The organism is Kosmotoga sp. DU53 (assembly GCF_001639905.1).
GTDB classification, from domain to species: Bacteria; Thermotogota; Thermotogae; order Petrotogales; family Kosmotogaceae; genus Kosmotoga; species Kosmotoga olearia.
In genome coordinates this window covers 70,303-95,778 of the sequence record NZ_JGCK01000033.1, presented here as the reverse complement: position 1 = coordinate 95,778, position 25,476 = coordinate 70,303, and the positions used below count along the sequence as shown (strand labels likewise).

The window sequence follows — 25,476 nt, the reverse complement described above, 5'->3', positions numbered from 1 at the left end:
TATCTATAGTTCTCTCAAGTCTTGAACTATCTTTGTCTTGTCAGCAGTAGTAGCATCAAAGGCTTTAATTACCTTCGCTGGTATTCCAGCCACTACTGTCCCTGAAGGTACATCTTTTGTAACCACTGCCCCAGCAGCTACGACGGAGTTAGCTCCAACTCTGACTCCCTCAAGTATCACAGCATTGGCTCCCACCAATACGTTGTCTTCGATTATTACCGGAGTTGCGCTGGGTGGTTCTATAACCCCGGCCACTACGGCTCCGGCGCCTATATGACAGTTGCCACCTATAATGGCGCGTCCACCGATCACAGCGTTCATATCTATCATTGTACCCTTTCCTATTACTGCACCAACATTTATTACGGCCCCCATCATTATTACAGCGCCCTTGCCTATTTCAACAAGGTCCCTGATGATTGCTCCAGGCTCTATACGCGCCTCATACTTCGTCAAATCTGCCAGGGGAAGAGCTGAATTTCGAGCCTGAATATTGATGTGATAACCCGTTATTCTCTCTCTTTCTCTTGCAATAAGATCCTGAATTTCCTTGAAATCTCCGATTATCACACCGAAGTCTTTGCCTCCAACGAAGTTCAGTGTTCCCGTTTCCAGACCTTCAAGATTTCCGCTAACATAACATACGGCCGGAGTTTTCTTCTTTGAGTCCTTTATCATTTTTATTATTGTTTCAGCGTTCATAGTATCACCTCTTCATAGCTGAAAAAGCCTTTTTCTTTTTTCAACACAAAGTTTGCTGCTTCCTTTGCCCCGATGGCAAAAACCTTTCTTGAAATCGCCCTGTGACTCAACTCCAGAACCTCTCCGTCATTGGCAAAGATTATCGAGTGGTCGCCAGGAATCCCGCCTTCTCTTAGGGAGTGTATTTTCGCCTCCCTGCCAAGCTCTTTCTGCAGCATGATTGCTGTTCCAGAAGGTGCGTCCTTTTTTCTGTTGTGGTGTTTTTCTACTATCTCCACATCCCAGTTTTTCATATAGGGCGAAAACTGTCTGAGTATGAGTTTTAATAGGTTTATTCCCGGAGAAAAGTTATAGCTCTGTACCACGGGTACCTCTTCGGCTAACTTGTGAAGCAATTCGAAATCTGCTTCTGTCAAAGCGGTAGTTCCAATAACCAAACCGCATTTGAATTCCCTGCAATCTTTGATGGTTTCGGAAAGGGCGCTTCTGTTAGAAAAATCTATTATCACTTCAGGCGTTTTTATAAGGTTACGCCCGTTTTCATCACGGGTGTAGACTAGCTTTGAGTCTGTCATTACCTCCTGAATGGCCTTTCCCATCTGTCCAGTGTAACCTATAAGACCGTAATTCATCTGAGCACCCCACAATCCTGCATTGCCTTTTTGACAACCTCCCTGGTTCGCTCACTGGCCTCAGTCAGTGGTAATCTAAGGGTTCCAGAACCAAATCCCAGAAGATGAGTGGCAAATTTAACAGGAATAGGATTGGTTTCTATAAAGAGAGCCTTCATCAGGGGAAATAACTTTAGATGGATCTCCCTGGCCTTTTCCAGATCACCATCAAGAGCCGCTGCAATCATTTCAACGGTCTGTGAAGGTGCTACGTTTGACAAAACGGAAATGACACCGTCTCCACCACTGCAAACTAGATGGAAAGCCTGATCATCGTTTCCAGACCAGACTTTGAATTCGGGCCTAACTTTTGCCTTTAATCTAAGCAGTTCATCTACCTGAGCCTGATTTCCTGATGCCTCTTTGATACCCACGATGTTCTCTATCTGTGCACAGCGAAGGACAGTCTCAGGGATTATGTTGATACCGGTCCTTCCGGGAACGTTATATATAATTACGGGACCGGGAACACTCTTTGCTATGGCTTCATAATGTCTGTATAGCCCCTCCTGGGTAGGCTTGTTGTAGTAGGGTGTCACGACCAGGACACCGTCTGCACCTAGCTCAAAGGCTTCCTGACTAAGTTCTATGCTATGGGCTGTGGAATTGCTTCCCGTACCTATTATCACCGGTACTCTGCCGCCGACTTTCTTGACAGCGAAGCTTATAATTTCTCTTCGTTCTTCTGAGGTTACAGTTGGAGCTTCACCTGTGGTTCCAAGGACTATAAGCCCGTTTATACCTGAATCAAGCTGAAACTTTAAAAACTTATCGAAGCTATCATAATCAATTTCATTTCCTTTAAATGGTGTTATAACTGCACTTGCAGCACCTCTGAACATCTTTCAACACCTCCTCCTAAATATATGTTGCCTTCTTTGAAACTTACAACAAGTTCCCCACCATTGGCCTGCAAAGTAACCTGTAATAGTTTTCTTCCCCTTGCGTAACACCAGGCAGTTGCTGTGGCACCGGTACCACATGCTCCCGTCTCACCCTCGACCCCACGCTCAAAGGTCCTTATTCTGAGTTTTCCTGGCTCAATCTCTTTGTACACGTTTATATTGGTGTTGAGTTCCCATCTAATGGGAATCAAAGTCTCCCATTCCAGCTTTTCTGTGTCGCCTTCAATTACAAAATGTGGGACTCCCACAGTAAGGAATTCGCCCTTTATCCCCTGGAATTCACGGCTTCCATGATAGTTAACAGGAGGCATTTTGACGTTATACAATCCGTCAACAAAACCTTCAATTCTACCGGCGTAGGATTCAAAGGTTATCTTAGTTTCTCCTGTTATCTCATGGATAAAAGCAACATAGGTTCGGGCACCATTGCCACAGAATTCAGCACGTTTGCCGTCCCTGTTGAAGTAATCCATGAAATGGTCTTCCACAAAAATAACACCATCTCTCTCGTCAACGTATTTCAACACTACTGCCTCTTTGGTCGAGTCAGTCAACTTTGTGTTTCTTGAATCTACTACAAAGAAGGTATTTCCCGTGGCAGAGTAGTATGCGCCCGTCATGAATTCAGCTCCCTGTGCTTCTGCAGTATCCTCACTGCATTGGTAGCAGCCCCAACTCTGATGTTATCTGCCACGTTCCAGATCAAGAAGTGTGTATTGTCGAGACTTCTAACCCGTGATACATATGTAAGATCGTCTCCGGCTACCTGGCGAGGTGTTATAAGCTGGTTTGTAAGTACAACATCTTCACATTTTCCAAGTTCATCCTTTAGAGAGTCTATGGTAAAGGGTCTCTTTGTCTCAACAAATATAGACTCTGAATGTCCGTACAGAACAGGAACCCTTACTGTGGTGGGCCAGATAGATATTTCCGGATCGTTGAGAATTTTCCGGGTTTCATTAATCATCTTCAGTTCTTCCGTGGTGAACCCTGATTCCAGAAAATCTCCGATCTGCGGGACCACGTTCCGATGTATGCGGTCAGCAAAAATCCGGGTTCCTTCAGAGCCCCGTTCCTGCGCAAATAGCTCGTTCAAGCCCTTTCTGCCAGCCCCAGAGACAGCTTGATAAGTGGATACCACAATCGTTTTGATGCCAAATCTTCGATGTACTCTATAAAGGGAAAGTACCATCTGAATCGTTGAACAGTTGGGGTTTGCAACAATTCCGCCGTAATCTTTCAACAGGGCACCGTTTATCTCGGGAACAACCAGAGGAATAGCAGGATCCATTCTGAAGGCTGAAGAATTGTCGATGACAACAGCACCAGCGGCCGCAGCAACTGGTGCAAACTCTCTGGAGACGCTAGCCCCAGCCGAAAACAACACGTAATCGAATCCAGTCCTGAGAATTTCTGAAGTCAATTCCTTAACCGTAAATTCTCTAGAGTCTACCTTAAGCTTCTTTCCCACGCTTTTCTTTGAAGCCAGAAGAACAAGGTCGTCGTTGACAAGTCCCCTTTCATTGAGGACCCTGATCATTGCATTTCCTACCTCACCAGTCGCACCTACTACGGCAATTCTCATCTTAGCACCTCTAAAAATGACAAAATGGGTGTCTCCGCATGGAAACACCCGTGGTATGAAATACTAAAATACTATGTATTTTCATGCCCACCAGCGCTCCACGAGACACAGCCCCGTGACAGTTATACGGGTATTCCCCGTATACCCAGGAGTACAGAGCTTGGGGTACCCTGTATCCTTCGGCACCTTCGCCTTTCAATCCGTCCCGATCCCCATGATGGACGGTTTACTCATCTCCGGTGCACCTCTGTGGGGTAAATTATGTTGATTATAACATCATTGAATTAAATAGCAAGTCAAATAACAAGTTTTTTCTTTGCCAGCTTCTTGCATTTTCTTTGAGCTAATATTACCTGTGATTTTAGCAACTTCCCGACGCTCTTTGAAACAACTTAAATCTTCTTTCTCACCATATGAACCTTCAATCTGAAACAATGATCATAGTTTGAAAAACCACTTCTGGCAGCCAGAGGGTTGGGGAGAGCAGATTTAATTCACCCTGAAAAACTGGACAAAAAATCAACCAGATTTGTATAAACTCATGGATTCTTCGAATATGTCTTATGGGCTTCGCCATCTCAGTTTCTATAAGTCCCAATAAAAAAGGCCTACCATCTCGTAGGCCTTTTTCAGGTTTATTAGAATTATTCGACTGTTTTAACGTTTACTGCCTGAGCACCCTTCTGACCGTTTTCAATGTCAAATTCCACTCTCTGGCCTTCTTCAAGTGTTTTAAATCCATCTGAGACAATCCCTGAAAAATGGATAAAAACGTCCTCTCCTTCGTCTCTGGTAATGAATCCGTAGCCCTTCTGAGCATTAAACCACTTAACTGTTCCTTTCATGTTTCCTCCTGAAAATCTCTTGCACCATTTGCAAGTAGCGAATTATCCTTTCGGATATAGAAATTGTACCCTATTTCGACGCTTTTATTATGTCTATCACATGTACTCAATGTGCCATTCTCACTTAGGAAAAACAGACAAAAAATAGTAGGGTCAAGAGATGGTGCCAGGGGTTGCGTAACCTATGGCCTGGAAGTGCTTTCGGGGTGCAATACCGTATTTCGTAGTTGTTGTATATCCCGGTGGTTCTTTGTATCCCTTCTCTACTCCACCTTTATTCGATCAATTCATTCCCTTTTGTTTCTAAACAACTACAGCAGACACTATTTTTAGTAAAAGAGTAGCATAATGGTGAAATCACATATATAAAACATAACGCCTATGAAAGTATAATGTCAATGAAAAGGGAACATAGTGAAACAGCATATAGTTAAAAGTGAAGTGAGTTCAAAGTGCACACTTTTAAAGCGAGATGAAAGGTCATTGAAAAACAGTATGCTGCTTTCAAAAAGTACGGGAAGATAGCCTCGCACCCGTTATAAAACCATCATATCTTCTGTGTAATTAAATACTCGCCAAGAACATCCTTTTGACAAGATCATCATTGAAGATTGAAACATTTTAAGGAGGAATAATGGAAATGTTTGATTTCCTGGAGGCGTTATGAATAAGTTGTTGAACGTCTTCAGAATGAGTCTGTTTGTTTCTTTGCTGATAATATTTCTCGCTGTGACCTTTGGGATTTACATGCCAATGAAAAATGAACTTACAAAAGAACTCAATGAAAAATTTTCAAACAACGCTAAATTATCCAAGAAGGCCATTGAGAATTTTCTTAAGCGTTGTATTGAGGGAGCAGAAAGCCTTTCCAGCCGCACTATGATCAGAAAGATGATAGTTGAATATCTCAGTGGTAACATCACTTTCGAAGAACTTCAAGAATATACTGCACCGAAATATCTCGATGGTGCTAATGTTCTCCAAAACTTGAAAAGAGCCACACGGATTGTTTCAGGAAACATCATTGCTTCTGTTGGAGATTCAAACATGGAAAAAGCAATAAGTTGTGAAGACGTGTCAGAAACAACTTTAGATATAGAATTTGAGAATCAATCGATTGTTGTCAATGTATGTTCTCCAATACGTGAAAATACTAATCACAATTTTGTTTTTATGACCTCTTCGAGAGGACGCAATGGCGAAAATGTCACGGTTATAGGTCATGATTTAGTTTCTTTTGATATGACAAAACTCTTAGATGAGATCAATACAGGAAATATCGTATATGAGATCTATATCGCAACTAATTCAAAATACATTTCATTAAAAGGAAAAATATTTGACGTTCTCAAAGATGACACTTTGAGTTCAGATGGGAAAACAACGCGGTACATCATGAAATTAAGAGATACAGACGCATTTCTCGTTGCAAGTGTACCCAACAATATTATCTATACTCGCATAAAGAAAATATCCCTAACCATTTTCATTGTTATTGCTGCTGCATTTCTGATTGTTGTCCTCTTAATACATTTTACGATTCTCACAAATGCAAAGAAAATGATAAAAACTATGGAACAAGATAATATCAAGCTCAAAGAGTTAGAACGTCTAAAATCCGAATTTCTTGCTACTATGAGTCATGAGTTGAGAACCCCTCTCAACTCCATTATTGGTTTCGTTAGCATGATTTTGCAGGGCATTTCAGGAGACATCAATGAAGAACAAAGGAAACAACTCTCTATGGTTCACAGCTCTTCAGTACACCTCTTAAATCTAATAAACGATATTCTGGATATCTCCAAGATTGAAGCTGGTAGAATTGAGTTTTTCTAAGGAAAGATTCAACATTAAAGACGTTATTTCTGAAGTTGTACAAAATGTTTCGCCGTTGATTTCTAAAAAAGAAGTGAAGTTAATAACAGAAATACCTGATGAGATTCCAGAGATCTACAGTGATAAAAGGAGGGTTTTCCAGATTCTCCTGAATCTGGTCAGTAACGCGATTAAATTCACGGAGAAGGGCGAGGTAAGGATAAAATGCGAGGTAGATGGAGATAAACTGAAAATCAGTGTTTCTGATACAGGAAAAGGGATAAAGGAAGAAGATATGGAAACATTATTTGAAGCTTTTCGACAGATAAGTGGTTCGGCACGGCGCAGATATCAAGGTGCTGGGCTGGGGCTTTATCTTTCCAAAAAACTTGTGACATTGTTGGGCGGTGAGATCTGGGTTGAGAGCGAATACGGTAAAGGTTCTACATTTACATTCACCCTGCCGCTCAAATCTGTGGAGGCGAATAACCATGAAGAAAAAAGTACTGGTGATAGATGATAACGAACAGAATCTGTTATCGCTGTAACTTCTTACGCCATGCCAGCAGATGAAAAAAAGGCGCTTGCCATCGGCTGTGTTGGATACATCAAGAAACCTTTTTTTCCTGAGAATTTCATACCAGAAATAGAGAAATATCTTTTCGAAAATAAGGAAAGTGATAAACATGAAAATTCTGGCTGTTGATGATAACAAAGAAAATATCTATATGTTAGAGACTTTGTTCAAGAGCTATGGTTATGAAGTTGAATCCTCCCAGAATGGTGTTGAAGCTCTGGAGAAATTGGCCGAACAGGATTTTGACGTGGTAATTTCCGATATTTTGATGCCCGAGATGGATGGTTTTCAATTATGTCGCAGGGTGAAAATGGATGATAGATTAAAAGAAATTCCTTTTATACTTTATACCGCTGCCTACACCGATCCAGAAGATAGAAAATTCGCCCTCAGCCTTGGAGTCGATAGGTTTGTTGTCAAGCCATTAGAACCTGCTGCTTTTGTTGAGATAATAAAAGAAGTTATTCAGAACCATAAAGTAAAACCTTCAAACAACAAGGTAGTAAATAAGGAAGAGATTGTATATCTCAAAAAATACAACGAGAGATTGATCAAGAAATTGGAAGATGGAATGCTTCAGTTAGAAGAAAGAAACAAAGAACTCGAAAAAAGCTAATAAAAAAGTACAGAGAACCCTGGATTCCGTTGTTGAAACAATAGGATTGGTAATTGAAATGAGAGATGCCTACACTTCTGGTCATCAACGACGCGTAAGTCAGCTTGCCTGCGCTATTGCCAGAGAGATGAACCTGTCAGAAGAACAAATTGAGGCTGTTCGTATAGCTGGTCTTTTACATGATATTGGCAAGATATCCGTACCAACAGATATCTTGAACAAGCCCGACAAACTGAATAATTTTGAACTCGGAATTGTAAGAAACCATCCACAAACTGCATTTGAAATATTAAAAGACGTGGAATTTTCTCAACCCATAGCTGAGATTGTGCTCCAGCATCACGAACGAATAGATGGATCCGGTTATCCTAATGGCTTGAAGGGTAATCAAATTCTCACAGAAGCGAAGATACTAGCAGTGTCAGATGTTGTTGAAGCCATGGCGTTCCACAGACCCTATCGTCCGGCACTTGGTATAGCTAAAGCTTTAGAAGAGATCACCACAAATTCAGGTAACCTCTACGACCCTGAGGCTGTAAAAGCTTGCATAGCAGTGTTCTCACGAGGATTTAATTTCAAAAAAGAGAGGTAAAAAGCTTACATTATGAAAACGGGAGTCTTTTGACTCCCGTTTTTTATTTTCTTTTTACTGGAACTTTTTTCAGATTTGCATATACCGGTATACCTCGAAGGTAATGGTTGGGAGCTTCGCCCTGTATCAAAGGTCTTACGTATTCGACGAACTTTTCGGTGACACCAAAACCATCCGGGGAGATATACTCTTCTGGCAGATACTTAACCTTTCCACCTATCCCTTCTAAACTGACAGGCTCATAGTGCTTCAAGTATGGACTATCTAAATCTCTTACTATCGACACCATAACACCACTTAGTCCTTGATCAACCGCAAATTTAACCGCAGCAGCTCCAACTCCAATGGCTTCCTCCCAATCTGTCAAGCTGGCTATGTGTCTGGAAGACCGCTGGAGATAATCCGGAAGAGCTGTATGAACCTTTCTGCCGAGATTTTGTCGTATCAACTTTTGCAGGTAAATACCTATCTTTCCAAGCTGGATATTGCCAAATGCATCGGTATAATCTTCTGTCGAAATGTAATTTCCTTCAGAGTCTTTTAAAGCTTCGGCTGCAACAATGCTACAATATCCATCTCTTTTTATGACTTCTTCGACCTTCGACAAGAATTTCTCTTCATCGAAGGGTACTTCCGGTAGAAGAAAGATTTGAGGACCGCGTTCTCCATTTATATTTGCAAGAATCCCTGAAGCAGCAAGCCAACCAGCATAGCGTCCCATTGATTCTAGTATGAAAACCTGAGTCGAGTCGGTATGCATTGACTCCAGATCTCTTGTAGCTTCAAGAATTGATATGGCTGTAAATTTCGCTGCGGAGCCATAACCGGGACAATGGTCAGTATACATAAGGTCGTTATCAACAGTTTTGGGGATTCCTATTACTTTCAGCGGATAACCGTATTCCTGTGCTTTTAACGCTATTTGGTAAGCGGTTTCCATAGAATCATTTCCACCATTATACAGAAAATAACCTATATCGTATGCGTCAAAGACATTGAACAACCTCTCGAAATCTTCTTCAGTTTTGAGCTTTGTCCTGCAAGAGCCAAAGATTGCTCCAGGAGTAAAAGCAATCTTTTCAATCTCATCCTTTGATTCGGCTTTCAAATCGATTATTCTTTCTTCCAGTATTCCCTTTATCCCGTTCAGAGCAGCGTAAACATTCTCAACCATAGGGTTGTTGATGGCTGCAATTATAGCACCGTATGCTGAAGCGTTTATCACAGATGTCACTCCGCCAGATTGGCCATATATTAGATTTCTTTTCTTCATAAGAAAACACCTCCTCATTTTTTTGATGATTATAACATGGAGTGAGATTTGGTGATCGAGAACCGAGAATTTGAGAGAGCTGCTGCGCGGCAGAAGTGCGGAACTTCGTTCCGGAGGCTTACGACGTTGAGGCTTGCGGACGCTGTGCGTTGCTTCGCAATGGCTTTACTGAGCTTCGCTCAGGCTCTGCGTGACTACGTCACGGCTCTGCGCAACTTCGTTGTGGCTAAGTATCTTTTAGAGAGCGAGATTGGATGTTGGAGACTAGAGCTTTGATAAAGAAACGGGTATAAGGTCCAGGGGTTAGAAAGTTCAAAAACTAGGAGCTAACAATTCCAAACTTTTCTATAATAATTTATGAAATGTTTGTTATAATGCTCATATCTATGTGCTTTTTTGGAGGTGAAAGTATGAGAACAATTTTGGCATTGGTATTAATCCTCTCTCTGGCAAGCTTTGCTTTTGCGAATTACTTCGCGGGTGTTGGTGGGGTTGGAGATGTTGTTGGAATCGTCGGAGGTCTTACATTAACCTACAATCTCGCAGATTTTGGAGAAGGGCATACCGTCCTGATGGGAGCACTTGGAAATGGGTTAGGTATCTCTGCCAACTACACTCCCTTCAAAATTTATGAATACAATCTCGGAACCAAACTGGCAAAAGTTTATCTCGGTGCAGGGGCTGGTTTATCTTTCGATCTCAGTGGTACATCTTTTGTTTTGGGCGCTGGTATAACGTTTAAAACCTTGATTGGTGATAAATTTTTACTTACCTCAACAAGTGGATACGGTATTGGTGGATACTACTGGTCAGGAGCTATCGCCTACATATTCTGATTTAAGGTTAAAATTTGAGGTTAAAACTGAAAACCAAAAACGCCACCCGATCCGGGTGGCGTTTTTATTAGCTTTACAGGTTTATCTTCTCAGATATCGATTTGGCCTGCAAAAATAGTAACAGATAATCCCTTCCGCCAGCCTTTGAATCCGTCCCGGACATGTTGAAACCACCGAAGGGATGAACCCCAACAAGTGCTCCCGTACATTTCCTGTTGAAATACAAATTCCCAACATGGAAAACCCTTTTGGCTGTTTCTATCCTTTCGCGCTTTCTGGTATAAAGCGCACCCGTAAGGCCATACTCCGTTCCATTCGCTATCGCCATCGCGTCATCAAAATCATCGGCTCTTATAAAAGCTGTTACCGGTCCAAAGATTTCTTCCTGAGCCACCCGCACATTTCTATCAACATCAGCGATTATGGTTGGCTCAATGAAATATCCGGGAAGACTCTTCACCTTCTTGCCGCCATGAACGATTCTGCCCTCTGTTGAACCGATTTCTATATAGCTTAAAATCTTCCTCTCGGCATACTGGTTCACAACCGGGCCGAGCCAATTTTCTGGGTCTCTCACATCACCGATCTTTATCTTTTTCGTTCTTTCAACGACTTTTTCAAGGAGTTCGTCGTATATCTCCTTAACGGCGATTATACGGGATCCGGCAGAACATTTCTGCCCCTGGAACCCAAAGGCGCTGGCAACACACCCTTCAGCTGCAGCATCAAGATCGGCTGTTTCATCAACTACGACAGCATCTTTTCCGCCCATTTCTAGAACAACACGCTTTATCCAGAGCTGCCCAGGCTGGTGCTTCGCAGCGAGCTCGTTTATTCTCAACCCCACTTCTTTTGAGCCGGTGAAGGAGATGAACCTTATCTTCGGATGCTGTACGATATAATCACCTATCTCTCCACCACTTCCCGGAACGTAATTGACCACTCCTTCGGGTAGACCAGCTTCATGAAGGATCTCAACAAATTTTGCGGCTATTACAGGAGAGTCACTCGCGGGCTTGAGTATGACACAATTTCCTGTTATAGCCGCTGCTGTGGTCATTCCGGCCATTATGGCTGCAGGGAAGTTCCATGGCGGAATTACCGCACCAACCCCAAGAGGAATGTAAACCAATTCATTGTTTTCAGTGGGGATTCTCACCACCGGTTGAGGGGACGCATATCTGACAGCTTCACGTGCGTAGAATTCGAGGAAATCAATCGCTTCAGCAAGATCCGCATCGGCTTCGAGCCAGTTCTTCCCAACCTCCATTATCATCGTTGCGTCAAGCTCGTAGCGCCTTTCCCTCATTATTTTGGCGGCTCTAAGGAACGGCTCCACCCGTTTTTCGACCGGGAGATTTTTCCAGTATTCAAAGACCTTCCACGCTTTTTCGATAGCCGTATCGACAATTTCTTTATCCGCCTTTGAAACGATTCCAACAACCTCTTCAGGGTTGCTAGGGTTGATAGAGCGTATCTTCCGATCGGTTTTAATTCTTTTACCTGCAACTATTATGTCGTATTCCTTGCTCTCTTTTTCGATTTTTTCGAAAGCTTCTTTCATCTTCCGCTGGATCTCTGGATCAGAAACGTTGATGTACCCTTCATTCTTAAAGGGCGGAAGAATAATGTAATCTGTGGCCTCTGGCATATTCATACCTCCTTATACAACATTTTTTTCTCTTGAAACACCTTTTGCAAATCTATCTATTTTGAGATTTGAGATATCTATTTTCTCCGGTTTACCGTAAACAATCCATTCCGCAAGGGCTTCCCCAACGGCAGGTGCCAGCATGAAACCGTGCCCGCTAAAACCCACGGCAAAATAGAAATCCTGTACGTTGTCCGCTTTATCTATTATGGGTTGAGCATCCGGAGACATGTTGTACAATCCGGCCCAATGCCTGAGTACCCTAACGTCCTCAAGAAAAGGAAAGAATTTTGGCATCTTCTGAGTCATTTCCTTTAAAAAGCGCCAGCTCGGATTGTGATTGTGGCTTGGTGGCTCGTCCTTATCTCCCTGACCCATGATGAAGTTGCCGGACTTTGTCTGCCTGATATAAAAATTGTTTTCGAAACTTATAACCAACGGATCGAGTATATGTTCGAGAGGTTCCGTAACGAATATCTGGTGGCGGTAAGATTCTGTCGGCAATTCCACACCTGCCATCAAACCGACCTCTTTTGAATAACCGCCTGCAGCATTTATGACAATGGAGGTTTTAATATAACCCTTACTGGTTTGAACACCGATTATTTGACCGTTAGCAACATCGATACCTGTGGCTTCTGTGTGAGTGTAAATCTTTGCTCCCATCCTTTCGGCAGCTCTGGCATATGCAAAGGTCGCTAAATGCGGGTTGGCATGGCCGTCTGTGGGACAGTATGTGGCCAATTTGACACCTTCTAAATTCATAAATGGGAACATACGTTCTACTTCTTGTTTTGCCAGTATGCGAACATCAAGTCCTTCTTCCTGCTGCATTTTCACATTTTTCTCGAAAAAACCAACCTCTTCATCTGTGTATGCGAGAAGCAAATATCCCCCCTGGTAGTACTCTATATCCATGCCAACGTCTTCTTCAAAGTTTTCAAAAAGCTTCACGCTCCTCATTGCAAGGCGAACATTCATCCTTTCACTCCACTGCTGCCTTATCCCCCCACCGCATCTTCCCGTAGCTCCTGAGGAAAGGTAATTCTTTTCCAGAACAACTACATCATTCATTCCGTTCTTGCGCAGGTAAAAAGCTATGGCGGTTCCAATTATTCCGCCACCTATTATCACAACGGATGCCCTTTCATTCATCTTCTTCACGCTCCCGTGCGATGGCTCTAAAAGTCGTTGGAACTGCTGGAGGCCTAAACGTGCCAGGATCAAATTTTTCAACAGGAATACCTGTTTTTCTCGAAAGTATCATGAGTGCGTTCAAACGGCATGTTCTACCCCCACAGGGTCCCATGGATATCCTCAAGCGTCTTCTTAGCTCCTCAAAATCAGTAAAACCTTCTTCGATAGCCTTTTCTATCTCCTCCACGGTTATCTCTTCACACCGGCAAACAAAGGCATTTTCCTCTTTTTCACCTACATGAATATGCCTGACCTCTGATGCATGTTCGATGGGAATTTCCACATAAACGACTGTCGTGCTGTTCTGTGTTTTGATAACTTTATGAACAACACCTGTTCCGGCAACACTACCGTCTTTTCGGAGGGTAACAACCATTTCGCCTTTTTCGGGAATCGGGAGGAATTCGTAAGGTATGCCTATTATGGCTTTTCCTTTTTCGGGGAACTCCTGAAGCATAAATATGGCGAGACCGGGACATTTGGTAGCACAAATTCCACAGCCGGTACATTTATCGTAATTGACGACAGGTACATTGTTTATGTTTTCACCGATCGTTATGGCACCAACAGGACAGCTTGTTTCACAGGGATTACAGGGAATAGCTTCGAAACACTCTATTATGGGCCTCAGCTTTCCAATATAATTCTTCGAAACACTATTCCGATTAACTTCATAACTACCAGGATGGAACTCGATACCAAGTTTTCGCAATCCCTTTCTCACTTTTTCAGATGTGGGACCGCTTCTAAACCCTTCGAGCTGGGATTTCAGATGATCCAAATAAACCCCATCTATACTCCCTTTAAGGTCTTTTACAATATTCAATCCGGCCACACGACCCTCAATCATAGCCGTTGTTGCTTCTTCTATACCACCGGCATCACCAGCAACGAAAACACTTTGAACCGTGGTTCTCATATCTTCATCTCTTACCGGAACATAGCCTCCAAGTTCAGGTATAAATTGTAGCTTTCCACCGGCTTGTGCTATAAGCTCCGCAGAAGGTAATAACCCAACGGCAACACATATTGTATCCACAACAAACTCTCTTTCTGTACCAGGTATCGGCTTCCAACGATCATCCACCTGTACAACTACCGCACCCTGAACCTCCTTTTCCCCTATTGCCTTCACGATAGTGTGTCTGAGCAAAATGGGGATTCCCAGTCTCTTTACCTTATCGGCGTGTACCTGATAGCCTCCTACCCTATCAGCTGCCTCTACGATAGCCTTTACATTGACCCCCGCTTGCATTAACTGATAACTAACTATCAATCCAATATTTCCAGAACCTATCATCAAAACATTTTTTCCAGGTAATACCCCAAACTGATTCATGAGTGTTTGTACCGCACCAGCACCATAAACCCCAGGAAGATCGTTGTTATCGAACTGAAGATACTTTTCTGACGCACCGGTTGCCACTAGAATTCTTCTTGGATGATAGAGAATTGTCTTGTCACGAGGCCTGTGAAGCACAGGAACACCATCTTCATAGATTCCAATGACCGTTGACTCAGTCATGATTCTCACATTGTCCATCTTCTTCAGTTCTTGAATGAGATTTTCCGCTATTTCGAATCCTCTGATGGAAGCGTAGAATTCTTTGTTGCCGAAAAACTTGTGTGTCTGCTTAACCAATTGTCCTCCGGGTCTGACTCCCTCATCAACTACCAATACCTTTAACCCACTCTTGCCGATTTCTATGGCTGCGGCAAGACCAGCAGGACCTCCTCCAATTACCAGAGCATCAATCCTGTTCAACAATCTCACCTCTTCCTTTTTGACGCCTGACAGACATTCCTTCGCGCACCGGGGTTATGCATGTTCTAACATTTGGAACACCATCAACTTCCATAAGACAGGAAGAGCATTTTCCTATGGCACAAAAAAGGCCCTGTGCGCGTTGTCGCTTTGGGGTGATTCTCAACACTCTTATACCGTTTGCGTGAAGAGCCGCTGCAATGGTCTCGCCTTCGTATGCTTCGAATTCTTTTCCTTCGAAGAAGAAATGAATTTTGCGACCCCTCTTGATTTTGAGGATAGGATGCTCTCGCAATCTCTCCACAGATTTTTGCCCCCTATCGCAATAAAAAATTTTGTAGTTTACAATACAAGTATATGTTTTATACACCATAAGAAAAAAATTTCTAATACGAAGCATAAAGATGTACGCATTTATTAACCTGCTATAATCGAATGTATAGAGCACTAAAGGACAAATATCCTTTCATTGGGAGGATGGATATGATCAGTAAAAACATGCCTATTCCTGAGATAGTTGATCGTTATCCTTTCCTGATCGATTTTTTTCTGAAAAAAGGTATAAAGTTAATGGTTTGTGGAGACGTTCTCTGGGGTACACTTGAGGAAGAAGTCAACAGACAGGGAAAAAGTGAAGAACTCGATAGCATCATCGAAGAGGCAAATCAAATAATTCAGGAGAAAGGGTCTTCCGGCAGAACATATTTAGATTTAGGGGGTAGAAACGATGGTTAAAGTACTGGGACACAGAGGCATGGGAGAAGGCAACGATGAAAACTCTCTTTTATCCTTGATCAGGGCAGTACAGATTGGTGCAGACGGAGTAGAGACTGATGTATGGTTAACGAAAGACGGATCTCTGCTTCTGGCACACGACGAGGATTTAAAACGACTCTACGGAGTTGACGCTAAGGTCAAAGAGATCACTTATAAAGAGCTCAAAAAAATTGGCCTCATATCTGATGAAAAACTCACAACGCTGGAAAAACTCTATCTTGAACTGCCAAACAACGCTATTGTGAATGTGGAGATTAAAGATCCTGACGCCGCTAAGTTCGTAGGTCCTCTTGTCAACAGCTTCAACGCCATAGAAAGAACCATTTTCTCCTCCTTTCATCATGAATGCCTTCTGGACGTGAAAGCGAACACCCCAGACGCCAAAATAGGGCTTCTAATAGGGGAAGACGCAAAAGGAAAAGATCCTGTTGGCTATCTCGAAGAACTGCTCAATAGATACAAACCCTATTCGCTGCATTTGCCTGTTCAGTTATTCGACGAGTTTGGCCTGGAAACCGGTCTTGCCTTTTTAAGACTACTGCGTAACAACGGAATAAAAATAGCCCTCTGGACTATCAACGATCCAGAATTAGCACTCAAAGTCAGACAGCACTGCGATTTCTTTATCACCGACAACCTTCTTTCCATTCTCGCCCTGAAAGGTGGAAGATAGGGGGTTTTAGATGTTTTATCTTGAAAAAGTGATCAGTTCTATACTCGTTCCACCGGGAATCATAATGGTTTTAATTATCATAATTGGCCTGATCAGCCTTAAAAAGGCAATCTCTCCTCTCCAGAAAATGTTGTCATTTTCTATCCTTATTATCGGGCTCTTCTCGTATCTCTTAATGAGCGGTATAGGCACTTATCTTTACGTAAGGCCTCTGGAAACTGAATATTCGGTACCAAATGCCTCACTTTTAGATACAGCTGAAGCAATTGTTGTTCTGGGAGGGGGAATGATCATAGCTCCGTGTGAACTAGAACCAGGCGATCATACTCTCAAAAGGCTTTATAAAGCTTTTCAGATACATACAGCAACAGGTAACCCAATCATTGTTACAGGTGGAACACCCATGGGACGTGATTCACTATCGGAAAGTGAGGTAATGTTGAACACGCTGCTCAATTGGGGAATAAATGAAAATGATGTAATTGTTGAAAACTCAGCGAGGAATACCTATGAGAATGCGGTTCGAGTTGCCGAAATCTGTAAAAAAAAGGAATGGAAAAAGATAGTTCTGGTAACTTCGGCTGTACATATGAAACGATCCGTGGAAAGTTTTGAAGAACAGGGATTGAACGTGATCCCTTATCCAACGGATTACCTCTACGACTATACCGATTTGAGCTGGGTTGACTTCCTTCCACACAGAGACGCTTTAACTGCAAATCTTTCAGGAATACATGAATTTATCGGTATTATCTGGTACAACGCAAAAAGGTAGGGGAAAGTATGTGCGATACCCTTGTAGTAGCTCCAAAATTAACCGGCGGAATTCTCTTCTTCGCTAAAAACAGCGATCGGGAACCAAATGAACCCCAGAGCATCGTATACTTTCCTTCACGGATCCCGGAAGAAAAGGAAATAGGTGCTACTTATATCACTCTTCCTCAGGTCAAAAGAACGAACGCTCTCATTCTCTCAAAGCCTTCGTGGATATGGGGTGGAGAAATGGGGGTGAACGATAAAAATGTCGTGATAGGAAATGAAGCGGTTTTCACAAAAGAGCCGGTAAACAAAAATGGGCTCCTGGGAATGGATATACTCAGAATTGTTCTCGAAAGGGCCGATTCGGCTGATTCCGCTCTGGAGATAATCACTTCTCTTCTGGAAATCCCTGGCCAGGGCGGCAATGGAGCTCTCAACAAAAAACTCATGTATCATAATTCCTTCATAATAGCAGATAAAAGCAAGGTATGGCTTTTAGAAACAGCAGGAAAGTACTGGGTGGCAAAGGAAATCAAAACAATCTGTACCATATCAAATGCCCTGACAATTGGAAATGATTTCGACATGATCCATCCTGAAGCCATCGAACACGCTGTGAAAAAACACTGGTGCAAGAGTATAGATGATTTTGAATTCAAAAAAGCCTATGGGAAAGAGCTGTACGCTTCCTTATCCGGCGGAAAAATAAGAAAAGAACGTTCCGAAAAACTTTTGAGAGATGCTCTGCCTGATATAAACGTAAAAAAACTCTTTGAAATCTTAAGGGATCATGGGGGAAAGGAAAACATAACGAAAGGTTCCATGAAAACCGTTTGTATGCACGCAGGTGGAATCATCTCCAGTCAGACGACAGCTTCTATGGTCTGTGAAATCGGTGAAAAAGCGACAGTCTGGGTAACTTCTGGCAGTGCTCCGTGTCTCTCAATCTTCAAACCGGTGTGGTTTGACAGTGAAAAAAGTTCTCTTCCATACAACTCAGAGGATGAGGCCTTAAAGCATTGGTTCCACTGGGAAAGATTTCATAGAAGAGCCCTAAAAAACTATTCGCAGGCAAAAGAACTCTTCGAAGGATTAGCTATACCCCTGGAAAAAAAGCTTCTCGAACTTGTGGAAGAGCTGAAATCAATGGACACACAGGATTTTGACGAACTCTGCAAAATCACCAAAATGGCTTTTGACGAAAGCTGGAAGATTGGCGATCTTTTGATTGAGAAATCTGAAAATCTGAAAAAAGGAAAAGCTTCTCCTGTGTTTCGTTTGTACTGGAACCTCCAGAATAAGCGTTTTTTCGGCAAAAAAGGTAAATCGCATAAAACAAGGCTCTGATTAGAAATTCAAAAATGGATTTTCCTTCAAAATGCTGGCGGATGTTGTTGAAGAGCCATGACCCGGAAGTATTACCAGTTCAGGATTATTCACAAGAAAAGATTTTAATAACCTCAAGGAATTTTCCATTTTCTTCGGATCACCGCCCGGTAAATCTGTTCTTCCTATCGCTCGCTCAAAAAGTGTATCTCCAGTGAACAGGTACCTGTTACGCAACAAATAACAACATGAACCGGGAGTGTGCCCGGGTGTATGTAACACTTTCCAGTGTTCTCCGGGTTCATCTGTCAAAAATTTTTTCAACTTACTGAGCTGAGATTGATCCAACCCAAAGTAACTAACGAAGTTTAATTCTGGGGTTTCAAAAACGATCTTTTCTTCGGGATGCATATATATAGCTTTTATCTTTAACTCCGGAAGATCAATCAAATGATCTGAATGGCAATGAGTTAAAAGCACAAAAACCTCTTCATTACCATAACGCTTTTTAATAAACTCGGCAGCTCCTTTTCCAGGATCTACAACGTATACGGTTCCCTCAATTTCTGCTATATATGAATTTTCATCAAGTACTGAAGATATTACTCTTTCAATCACTTTATTTGCCTCCTAAACCTTTTTAAGATATTTTAGCAGCTCACCAACGTATTTAGTTCACACTGCGTATTATTATATAATGGATTTGTGTTAATGAATAAATGGAGGTGTGGAAATGATAGAACTATTGAAATCCGTGGTACCGGCGGTTTCTTATCCGGTTCTTCTCAGATACCACGCCAGAACCTCTCGCGTTTTTAGTTTCTCTAACGGGAAACTAAAAGAAGCATCCACGAAAAAACTAACAGGTGTCAGCGTCAGAGTTTGGTACGAAGGAGTCTGGGGATTTGCCAGTACCAGCATCATGACAAAAGCCGGAATCTCAAAAGCCATTGAAAGCGCTATCGACGCTGCGCGTAAAGGGAAAGGAGTTAAATCAGGAGAGATTTACAAACCTATCTTCAAACCTGCCAGAGGAGAGTTTAAGATCATTGAAACTGACCCGGTTGAAAACCACACGGTTGATGAAAAGATAGACCTCGTCAGGAAAACCGCTGAAAAAATCAAAAACGTGAGCGAAAAGATTGTTTCTTCCAGTTCAACCTATATGGAGCTTATCGACAATAAAACCATGGTTTCAAACTATGGCGTGGAAGCAACCTATTATGATGTAAAAGCTGATTTCCGGGCTATTGCTTTTGCAAGTGACGGAAATGAAATGGAGTTAGGTTATGCAAGTTCCGGAGCCACTGGTGGTTGGGGAGAACTCTTCGGCGATAAATCATGGGAAGAAATGGCCGAAGAAGCTGCAAAGATTGCTCTGGATAAGCTCGGTAGAAAAACTCCAGAAGGTGGCATCTATACTGTTGTTTTACATCCATCTCTGGTGGGTGTGCTTGCTCATGAGGCTATAGGGCATACGGTTGAAGCCGATTTTGTTCTTGCCGGATCCGCAGCTAAAGGGATGATAGGAAAGAAAGTTGCAAGCGATCTCGTCACTTTGATAGATGACCCCAATCCAGAACTAAGAACCGGTGCCTCTGGAATAGTCTTGATAGATGATGAAGGAAACCTCACAAAAAAGGTTTACGTAATAAGGAATGGAATTATGGAATCGTATCTCCACGATGCTGAAACAGCCGCTGTTTTTGGTGTCGAACCGACAGGAAATGCAAGAGCCTTCACTTATTCAGATGAACCTATAATCAGGATGAGAAACACATACATAGCACCTGGTGAAACCCCTGTTGAAGAGATAATCGGGACCACAAAAGAAGGTTTATACCTCAAAGGACTCGGTGGCGGCGGCCAGGCAGATGCCAACGCAGAATTCATGTTTGGTGTTCTTGAAGCCTACGAAATAAAAAACGGAAAAATCGGGGAACCAGTGAAGGGAATAACCATCTCCGGGCAGGCTTTTGAAGTTCTTAAATCAGTAGATGCGGTTGGAAATGATTTTGAATTTACACTGGGAGCCGGATATTGTGGAAAATTCCAGCCTGCCAAGGTAGATGCTGGTGGCCCTCATATAAGGTGTAAAGTCAAGATAGGAGGGGAACAAAAATGAGAGAAATAGTCAAAAAAGCTCTTGAACTGGCTAAAAATAAAAGCAAAGGAGATGCCGAGGTATATTTTCAGCATACAAAAAGAGCGAGAGTTTTCTTCGAGAAAAATGAACTCAAAACACTGCACGAAGACGAAATGAATGGAATCGGGGTAAGAGTTGTAAAAGATGGAAAGCTTGGTTTTGGAGCTTCCAATACCATCGAGGAAGATGACCTGGCGGTTCTTATCGATGACGCTGTTCGTGCAATGGAAAAATCCCAGGCTGACCCCGGAAATGTATTGCCAGACCCTGCCGATATAAAAGAGATTCCCGGTCTATATTCTAAAGAGCTCGGCGAATACAACCTTCCAAAAGTTCTGGAACTCGGCAAACTACTGTTCGAAACTGTAAAGAAAATTGACTCAAGAATAACGATAGATTCCGCCCAGGTCCAGCTAACCGTGACTGATTCCCGGCTTGTAAACTCCAGAGGTATCAGCGCCACCAAAAGCAAATCCTCCCTGTCATACGTAATAATGGGAATGGCAATTGATGGGAACGATATTTCCTCTTTTGACTACCGTTATGGAATGATTCTGAATCCTGAAGAAATAGAATCGAAACTTCATGAAGCTGCCCAAAGTTTTGCAAACAGCGTTCTTGGCTCACTGGGTGCCAAACCGTGTAACTCTTTCAAAGGACTTGCTCTCTTGAGCCCCTCCACCGTCGAAAGGCTTATAATTATGCCTCTCAGTTTCTTACTCAGCGGTGAAAACATCCTGGAAAACCGCAGTCCCTTCAAAGAAAAAATCGGGGAGAAAATTGCGGGGGAAAATCTGACCATATACGACGATCCCACCATTCCATATAATCCCTATTCCACACCTTTTGACAGGGAAGGCGTCCCGACAAAACGCTTGACCCTCATCGAGAATGGTGTTCTGAAAACATTCATCCACAATGCGTATTCCGCAACGCTTCTTAAGGCACCGATGACAGGACATGCCACAGGGGATTACTCCAGCCTCCCGGAAATAAGCATCTACAACGCTGTCATTGAAGGTGAAATACCCCTCGATGATATCTACAAAATGATCGATAAGGGTGTATATGTAAATAGATTCAGCGGAAATATAAATCCCGTGAACGGGTTGTTCTCCGGCGCTGTTAAAGGAGGCTGGTATCTGGAAAACGGTAACAGAATTCACCCGGTAACGGGAACACTCGTATCTGGAAACGCGCTGGAGCTGCTGAACCATATTGTTGCTGTTTCCAGAGAAAGGGAACAAACAACAATGGGAGAACTTCCTTATATCCTGGTTGACACCGTCTCTTTCACCGGGAAACAATAACAACAAAAGAAAATAATATAGGAAACCGGAGAACCAGTGAACCAGAGAAGGTTCTCTGGTTTTTTCATTACAGAACGACTACTAAAAGCAGAACCACCCTAATAGGATACCCAACACTCAAACAATTGAACCCAACGATATTAAAGTGAGTAACATTTTCATATCAATCGATTGTGTGAAAATATTAAGCGTTGATTCAAAATTTAGTACGCTTAGAGATTTTCTCTTAAAGCGGTTTTCATGGTAACATATTCTTGAGGAGAAAATATGACTGAAAATATACTGAAGCGACTAAGACGTCTGGCAAAAAAGTTTGATTACGAGCACGCCGATGAAATACAAAACGAACTTAAAAAGATTTTGGAAAAGAACGATTTAAATGATGAATCGTTCAATTTTGCCGTGGCACTTGATTTTGCCATAACAAGAACTTTCGCAAAAAAACCCATCATAGAAAATTTTACAAAAGAACAATTGCTGGAAGGAATCTACGAACTCGCGTATTTCTTTGCCAGAAGAAATCTTGATGGAAGAGCCAAGTTGATCCTATCGCTGGCTAAGGAATTTATAAAAGATGAAGACGAGAAACTTCCGCATGTTATCAAGCTGCGTTTTCTTCAAATGATGACGGCATTCGAAACCGGAGACGTACCGGAAACCTTGAAATATTATGAAAAATTGAGTTTATTAGAGAAATTCGTTCCCAGAGACCTGATTTTTGAATATTACAATGGTATGGCTTTGGTTACTGCTCAATTAGTCAAAGGCAGTGATCCTGAAAAATATTATCTATTAGCTTTAAAACACGCAAAAGACGAAACACGAAGAAACATGGTTCTTTACAACCTGGCAGATTACTATTATGGTAGAAAAGAATTTGAATTAGCCTTGAGGATGCTTGAAAAAATTAACGTTCATGACTCCCCAAGTACTATCGGATATTACGAAACAATGAAGCTGAAAATATTCTTGCAACTGTCTGATCCCCAAAAGACTGCTATAGCTGTTCAAAACCTGGAAGAACTAAACAACTCAAATAAAGAATGGATAGACAATTGGTCTTCTCATATTTTTCTGGGGCATTACTACGTCATGAACGGAAACATCCAGCGTGCGAAATTTTATCACGAAAAGCTGATTAACTCCACTGAATATAAGACAAACAACTACATGAAAGGCGAAACCCTCGTTCTCGATGCACTGATAAAAAACAGCGAGGGCAAAAAATTTGAAGGACTTAGAAGTGCCATTAAAGCATTTGAGCTTTTGCATGTATATAAAATCAGCTCTCCACACATCGAAGACCTTCTCAATAACCTCCTTGCTAGTATCGCGCTTATTTTTAAAGAACTCATCGAGGAACTTAGAAAGAAAGACAACTACACAGCTTCCCATACGCTCAGGGTTTCTATGATCTCCCACAGGATCGCCAGAAAACTCGGGATAGATCGTACCCACCTTTTCTATCTTTCTGTTGGGGCTATGCTCCACGACTTCGGAAAGATCGAAATACCCTCCGAAATACTGAACAAACCGGCAAAGCTAACCCCTGAAGAAAGAGCGATTATAGAACAACATCCCCTGATCGGAGCACAGTATTTGAAGAATCAGGATTTCCCCAGAGAAATCGTGGATGTAGTCATGCTGCACCACGAGCGCCTGGACGGCTCAGGCTATCCCTTGGGCTTGCAAGGTGAAAAAATACCTGAACTCGCTCAGATTGTCGCAATTGCGGATATCTACGACGCTCTGACGACCGATCGACCATATAGAAAAGGGCTGTCCTCAGATGACACCTTAAAATATATTTGCGAGCATGGTGAAAACATTGTAAAAAAAGAAATAATCGAAAGTCTTGTTTTATGTGTTGAAGAGGGAATTCCTCAACCTTACGAACTTGATTTCGAGGAGGTCTGGTCTGAAATCATTGGAGAGTTAGTAGAAAAAAATGGGGCTACGCCCCATCGATAATTATTTATTACATTGAAATCCTCAAACTTCCCCTAATTCCTCGTCTTCCACAGGTACCTTCCACCATCCTGGACTACCCATTGGTGTTGGAATCATTCTCATTACCCCCTTTAAATAGATTATGTATTCTCACAAACTACTACCTTTCACTTCCATGCGTTGTTTTGAATTTAATCGTTTGATGTAATTGATAGAATCTTTCTTGTTTATTGTACTAAAGTATATCTCATTCGTTTGACATCTTTATTGTACAATTCGAGAGCAATATCGCCAAAGAGTGTATAAGCGTGATTATTCACGAGAATAACTGCTTTTTTTACATGTAATCCTCAAAATTCGGTAATATCTCACTGTAAATCGGTTTTTTTAGCGTTTCCTTCGCTTTTCTTGTATAGTTTCCCTCGTGGAAATATCATACGATTGAGCTATAACATTGGATAAAAATCACCGTGAATTACTAACAAAATCGACCGAATTATTTTATATCGGAAAAAAGCGTTTGCATCACCGAAGCGGGTTTTCACAAATGAGATTTTGATATTGACTTGGCAAATTACTGCCTGATTAGAGATAACACTCTGCTGTGAAAAAAGAATATAACTGTTATACTTCGTAAGGGACTCACACTAATACGTGAAAGAAGACAAAAAAAAACAAAAATTGGCTAAAAATCCGAAGAAGGGAGGTACTGGCATTTCATTAATAATACGAGGAATGCCTAAACATCATGAAGTCCCGTGACCTCGCCGATGAACTGCTCCAGAGGAACATCATAAGAGATTCAAGAATTTATCAGGCAATGTGCGAAATTGACAGAAGCGAGTTTGTCCTGCCGAAATATAAATTCCTCGCGCACATCGATGAAGTCCTTCCTTCCGCAGAAAAGAACGGGTTCATCATCAGCACCTCAACCCAACCATCCCTTGTTGTCCAAATGATTCAAAATCTAAATCTCACAGGAAATGAGAAAGTGCTTGACATAGGGACAGGAACAGGATATGCCACTCTAATACTCGCCACAATTCTCAAAGATGGCGAAGTCATTAGCATCGAGTACAATCGTGAACTCCATGAAATAGCACTAAGGAATTTCGAACGTTATGGGGTTGAAAATATTACCTGCATCAGTGGAGACGGATTTGAGGGATATAGTTTGAAGGCTCCTTACGATGCCATAATCTCTATGGTTGCTTGCGAAACCCTTCCCGTTCAATGGATAGAACAACTTAAGAGTTCTGGTGGAATGATCGTTGCCCCGATTGTCTTCAACAGCTTCTACACACCCGTCTATAAGTTCACTAGAAGGGGAGAGCGAATACACGCTCATAAACTAATAGACGCTGTTTTTATGTCGATGAAAGGGCAACACGAATATAGAACGTTCTTACCTCAGATCTTCGACTACGAACTTATTTTCGATGGAAAAAATTTAAAACCCGTTGACAAAAACACTCTGGATTAAGAAGCACCAAACAGTGCTCATA

At 42.1% G+C, this 25,476-nt stretch carries 26 protein-coding genes and 1 riboswitch; of the genes, 14 read left to right on the top strand and 12 right to left on the bottom strand.

Going from position 1 to position 25,476, the window contains the following annotated elements:
- Nucleotides 1-3: 3 nt before the first annotated feature.
- The 6 genes from dapD to DU53_RS05235 form a co-directional block, all read right to left on the bottom strand.
- Entirely contained in the window at nt 4-702 is a 699-nt protein-coding gene (dapD, locus tag DU53_RS05260) for a 2,3,4,5-tetrahydropyridine-2,6-dicarboxylate N-acetyltransferase (protein ID WP_063727850.1), read from the bottom strand.
- The gene (locus tag DU53_RS05255) at nt 699-1,334 is read right to left on the bottom strand and encodes a 4-hydroxy-tetrahydrodipicolinate reductase (RefSeq protein WP_063727848.1); all 636 of its coding nucleotides are present in this window, start codon (nt 1,332-1,334) and stop codon (nt 699-701) included. The genes dapD and DU53_RS05255 overlap by 4 nt, the downstream gene beginning before the upstream one ends.
- The gene (dapA, locus tag DU53_RS05250; RefSeq protein ID WP_063727847.1) at nt 1,331-2,215 is read right to left on the bottom strand and encodes a 4-hydroxy-tetrahydrodipicolinate synthase; all 885 of its coding nucleotides are present in this window, start codon (nt 2,213-2,215) and stop codon (nt 1,331-1,333) included. Before dapA ends, DU53_RS05255 begins: the two co-directional genes overlap by 4 nt.
- Nucleotides 2,185-2,898 carry a diaminopimelate epimerase gene (locus DU53_RS05245; RefSeq protein WP_063727845.1) on the bottom strand — a complete coding sequence of 238 codons (714 nt, stop codon included), beginning with the start codon at nt 2,896-2,898 and terminating at the stop codon, nt 2,185-2,187. Before DU53_RS05245 ends, dapA begins: the two co-directional genes overlap by 31 nt.
- A complete protein-coding gene (locus DU53_RS05240; RefSeq protein WP_063727843.1) occupies nt 2,895-3,863 on the bottom strand; it encodes an aspartate-semialdehyde dehydrogenase in 969 nt (322 codons plus the stop codon). The genes DU53_RS05245 and DU53_RS05240 overlap by 4 nt, the downstream gene beginning before the upstream one ends.
- A gap of 83 nt (nt 3,864-3,946) precedes the next feature.
- Nucleotides 3,947-4,121: riboswitch (Lysine riboswitch) on the bottom strand.
- 386 nt (nt 4,122-4,507) lie between these two features.
- On the bottom strand, nt 4,508-4,708 hold the full coding sequence (locus tag DU53_RS05235; protein ID WP_012744625.1) for a cold-shock protein: 201 nt from the start codon (nt 4,706-4,708) through the stop codon (nt 4,508-4,510).
- A gap of 663 nt (nt 4,709-5,371) precedes the next feature.
- On the opposite strand from DU53_RS05235, the gene DU53_RS05230 reads away from it, so the two are divergent.
- The 5 genes from DU53_RS05230 to DU53_RS12790 are packed head-to-tail and all read left to right on the top strand — an operon-like array spanning nt 5,372 to nt 8,308.
- Nucleotides 5,372-6,544, top strand: coding sequence for a histidine kinase dimerization/phospho-acceptor domain-containing protein (locus tag DU53_RS05230; protein ID WP_063727841.1), 1,173 nt, complete (start codon nt 5,372-5,374; stop codon nt 6,542-6,544).
- Nucleotides 6,545-6,599: 55 nt separating this feature from the next.
- Nucleotides 6,600-7,043 carry an ATP-binding protein gene (locus DU53_RS12800; RefSeq protein ID WP_235599717.1) on the top strand — a complete coding sequence of 148 codons (444 nt, stop codon included), beginning with the start codon at nt 6,600-6,602 and terminating at the stop codon, nt 7,041-7,043.
- A gap of 39 nt (nt 7,044-7,082) precedes the next feature.
- Nucleotides 7,083-7,229, top strand: coding sequence for a hypothetical protein (locus tag DU53_RS05220; protein ID WP_201030000.1), 147 nt, complete (start codon nt 7,083-7,085; stop codon nt 7,227-7,229).
- The gene (locus tag DU53_RS12795; protein WP_063727837.1) at nt 7,210-7,716 is read left to right on the top strand and encodes a response regulator; all 507 of its coding nucleotides are present in this window, start codon (nt 7,210-7,212) and stop codon (nt 7,714-7,716) included. The genes DU53_RS05220 and DU53_RS12795 overlap by 20 nt, the downstream gene beginning before the upstream one ends.
- Before the next feature lie 46 nt (nt 7,717-7,762).
- Nucleotides 7,763-8,308 (top strand): HD-GYP domain-containing protein, encoded by a 546-nt coding sequence (locus DU53_RS12790; protein ID WP_235599716.1) that lies wholly within the window; start codon nt 7,763-7,765, stop codon nt 8,306-8,308.
- Nucleotides 8,309-8,351: 43 nt separating this feature from the next.
- On the opposite strand, the gene DU53_RS05205 is transcribed toward DU53_RS12790, so the two are convergent.
- Nucleotides 8,352-9,581: a 6-phosphofructokinase gene (locus DU53_RS05205; RefSeq protein WP_063727833.1), complete on the bottom strand. Its 1,230-nt coding sequence runs from the start codon at nt 9,579-9,581 to the stop codon at nt 8,352-8,354.
- 410 nt (nt 9,582-9,991) lie between these two features.
- On the opposite strand from DU53_RS05205, the gene DU53_RS05195 reads away from it, so the two are divergent.
- Nucleotides 9,992-10,417, top strand: coding sequence for a hypothetical protein (locus tag DU53_RS05195; protein WP_063727829.1), 426 nt, complete (start codon nt 9,992-9,994; stop codon nt 10,415-10,417).
- A gap of 73 nt (nt 10,418-10,490) precedes the next feature.
- Here the strand turns inward: DU53_RS05195 and pruA are convergent, their stop codons facing one another.
- Genes pruA through DU53_RS05175 form a run of 4 tightly spaced genes read right to left on the bottom strand, consistent with a single transcriptional unit; the run spans nt 10,491 to nt 15,334 of the window.
- The gene (gene pruA, locus DU53_RS05190; protein WP_063727828.1) at nt 10,491-12,068 is read right to left on the bottom strand and encodes an L-glutamate gamma-semialdehyde dehydrogenase; all 1,578 of its coding nucleotides are present in this window, start codon (nt 12,066-12,068) and stop codon (nt 10,491-10,493) included.
- Between the two features lie 12 nt (nt 12,069-12,080).
- On the bottom strand, nt 12,081-13,223 hold the full coding sequence (locus DU53_RS05185) for an FAD-binding oxidoreductase (RefSeq protein ID WP_063727826.1): 1,143 nt from the start codon (nt 13,221-13,223) through the stop codon (nt 12,081-12,083).
- A complete protein-coding gene (locus DU53_RS05180) occupies nt 13,216-15,030 on the bottom strand; it encodes an FAD-dependent oxidoreductase (protein WP_063727823.1) in 1,815 nt (604 codons plus the stop codon). The genes DU53_RS05185 and DU53_RS05180 overlap by 8 nt, the downstream gene beginning before the upstream one ends.
- Nucleotides 15,017-15,334 (bottom strand): (2Fe-2S)-binding protein, encoded by a 318-nt coding sequence (locus tag DU53_RS05175; protein ID WP_041288664.1) that lies wholly within the window; start codon nt 15,332-15,334, stop codon nt 15,017-15,019. The genes DU53_RS05180 and DU53_RS05175 overlap by 14 nt, the downstream gene beginning before the upstream one ends.
- 179 nt (nt 15,335-15,513) lie before the next feature.
- On the opposite strand from DU53_RS05175, the gene DU53_RS05170 reads away from it, so the two are divergent.
- Genes DU53_RS05170 through DU53_RS05155 form a run of 4 tightly spaced genes read left to right on the top strand, consistent with a single transcriptional unit; the run spans nt 15,514 to nt 18,586 of the window.
- The gene (locus DU53_RS05170; protein WP_082853831.1) at nt 15,514-15,765 is read left to right on the top strand and encodes a hypothetical protein; all 252 of its coding nucleotides are present in this window, start codon (nt 15,514-15,516) and stop codon (nt 15,763-15,765) included.
- Nucleotides 15,758-16,480 carry a glycerophosphodiester phosphodiesterase family protein gene (locus DU53_RS05165; RefSeq protein ID WP_015868378.1) on the top strand — a complete coding sequence of 241 codons (723 nt, stop codon included), beginning with the start codon at nt 15,758-15,760 and terminating at the stop codon, nt 16,478-16,480. The genes DU53_RS05170 and DU53_RS05165 overlap by 8 nt, the downstream gene beginning before the upstream one ends.
- 10 nt (nt 16,481-16,490) lie before the next feature.
- The gene (locus DU53_RS05160; RefSeq protein WP_063727821.1) at nt 16,491-17,255 is read left to right on the top strand and encodes a YdcF family protein; all 765 of its coding nucleotides are present in this window, start codon (nt 16,491-16,493) and stop codon (nt 17,253-17,255) included.
- Nucleotides 17,256-17,263: 8 nt separating this feature from the next.
- Entirely contained in the window at nt 17,264-18,586 is a 1,323-nt protein-coding gene (locus DU53_RS05155) for a C69 family dipeptidase (RefSeq protein ID WP_063727819.1), read from the top strand.
- Here DU53_RS05155 and DU53_RS05150 read toward each other — a convergent pair whose 3' ends face one another.
- The gene (locus tag DU53_RS05150) at nt 18,587-19,183 is read right to left on the bottom strand and encodes an MBL fold metallo-hydrolase (protein ID WP_082853830.1); all 597 of its coding nucleotides are present in this window, start codon (nt 19,181-19,183) and stop codon (nt 18,587-18,589) included.
- Between the two features lie 115 nt (nt 19,184-19,298).
- Between DU53_RS05150 and DU53_RS05145 the strand changes: the two genes are divergently transcribed.
- The 4 genes from DU53_RS05145 to DU53_RS05130 all read left to right on the top strand — a co-directional run bounded on the left by DU53_RS05145 (nt 19,299) and on the right by DU53_RS05130 (nt 25,454).
- Nucleotides 19,299-20,690, top strand: coding sequence for a TldD/PmbA family protein (locus DU53_RS05145; RefSeq protein WP_063727817.1), 1,392 nt, complete (start codon nt 19,299-19,301; stop codon nt 20,688-20,690).
- Nucleotides 20,687-22,021, top strand: a complete 1,335-nt coding sequence (locus DU53_RS05140) for a TldD/PmbA family protein (protein ID WP_063727816.1) — start codon at nt 20,687-20,689, stop codon at nt 22,019-22,021. Before DU53_RS05145 ends, DU53_RS05140 begins: the two co-directional genes overlap by 4 nt.
- 267 nt (nt 22,022-22,288) lie before the next feature.
- Nucleotides 22,289-23,992: an HD-GYP domain-containing protein gene (locus tag DU53_RS05135; RefSeq protein WP_063727814.1), complete on the top strand. Its 1,704-nt coding sequence runs from the start codon at nt 22,289-22,291 to the stop codon at nt 23,990-23,992.
- 727 nt (nt 23,993-24,719) lie between these two features.
- The gene (locus tag DU53_RS05130; protein WP_063727812.1) at nt 24,720-25,454 is read left to right on the top strand and encodes a protein-L-isoaspartate O-methyltransferase; all 735 of its coding nucleotides are present in this window, start codon (nt 24,720-24,722) and stop codon (nt 25,452-25,454) included.
- Nucleotides 25,455-25,476 lie beyond the last annotated feature (22 nt).

What these genes read in the sequence shown, in the direction of transcription:
- dapD (WP_063727850.1), bottom strand. Translation starts at nt 702, where the DNA reads ATGAACGCTGAAACAATAATAAAAATGATAAAGGACTCAAAGAAGAAA.
- DU53_RS05255 (WP_063727848.1), bottom strand. Translation starts at nt 1,334, where the DNA reads ATGAATTACGGTCTTATAGGTTACACTGGACAGATGGGAAAGGCCATT.
- dapA (WP_063727847.1), bottom strand. Translation starts at nt 2,215, where the DNA reads ATGTTCAGAGGTGCTGCAAGTGCAGTTATAACACCATTTAAAGGAAAT.
- DU53_RS05245 (WP_063727845.1), bottom strand. Translation starts at nt 2,898, where the DNA reads ATGACGGGCGCATACTACTCTGCCACGGGAAATACCTTCTTTGTAGTA.
- DU53_RS05240 (WP_063727843.1), bottom strand. Translation starts at nt 3,863, where the DNA reads ATGAGAATTGCCGTAGTAGGTGCGACTGGTGAGGTAGGAAATGCAATG.
- DU53_RS05235 (WP_012744625.1), bottom strand. Translation starts at nt 4,708, where the DNA reads ATGAAAGGAACAGTTAAGTGGTTTAATGCTCAGAAGGGCTACGGATTC.
- DU53_RS05230 (WP_063727841.1), top strand. Translation starts at nt 5,372, where the DNA reads ATGAATAAGTTGTTGAACGTCTTCAGAATGAGTCTGTTTGTTTCTTTG.
- DU53_RS05220 (WP_201030000.1), top strand. Translation starts at nt 7,083, where the DNA reads ATGCCAGCAGATGAAAAAAAGGCGCTTGCCATCGGCTGTGTTGGATAC.
- DU53_RS12795 (WP_063727837.1), top strand. Translation starts at nt 7,210, where the DNA reads ATGAAAATTCTGGCTGTTGATGATAACAAAGAAAATATCTATATGTTA.
- DU53_RS05205 (WP_063727833.1), bottom strand. Translation starts at nt 9,581, where the DNA reads ATGAAGAAAAGAAATCTAATATATGGCCAATCTGGCGGAGTGACATCT.
- DU53_RS05195 (WP_063727829.1), top strand. Translation starts at nt 9,992, where the DNA reads ATGAGAACAATTTTGGCATTGGTATTAATCCTCTCTCTGGCAAGCTTT.
- pruA (WP_063727828.1), bottom strand. Translation starts at nt 12,068, where the DNA reads ATGCCAGAGGCCACAGATTACATTATTCTTCCGCCCTTTAAGAATGAA.
- DU53_RS05185 (WP_063727826.1), bottom strand. Translation starts at nt 13,223, where the DNA reads ATGAATGAAAGGGCATCCGTTGTGATAATAGGTGGCGGAATAATTGGA.
- DU53_RS05170 (WP_082853831.1), top strand. Translation starts at nt 15,514, where the DNA reads ATGATCAGTAAAAACATGCCTATTCCTGAGATAGTTGATCGTTATCCT.
- DU53_RS05165 (WP_015868378.1), top strand. Translation starts at nt 15,758, where the DNA reads ATGGTTAAAGTACTGGGACACAGAGGCATGGGAGAAGGCAACGATGAA.
- DU53_RS05160 (WP_063727821.1), top strand. Translation starts at nt 16,491, where the DNA reads ATGTTTTATCTTGAAAAAGTGATCAGTTCTATACTCGTTCCACCGGGA.
- DU53_RS05155 (WP_063727819.1), top strand. Translation starts at nt 17,264, where the DNA reads ATGTGCGATACCCTTGTAGTAGCTCCAAAATTAACCGGCGGAATTCTC.
- DU53_RS05145 (WP_063727817.1), top strand. Translation starts at nt 19,299, where the DNA reads ATGATAGAACTATTGAAATCCGTGGTACCGGCGGTTTCTTATCCGGTT.
- DU53_RS05140 (WP_063727816.1), top strand. Translation starts at nt 20,687, where the DNA reads ATGAGAGAAATAGTCAAAAAAGCTCTTGAACTGGCTAAAAATAAAAGC.
- DU53_RS05135 (WP_063727814.1), top strand. Translation starts at nt 22,289, where the DNA reads ATGACTGAAAATATACTGAAGCGACTAAGACGTCTGGCAAAAAAGTTT.
- DU53_RS05130 (WP_063727812.1), top strand. Translation starts at nt 24,720, where the DNA reads ATGAAGTCCCGTGACCTCGCCGATGAACTGCTCCAGAGGAACATCATA.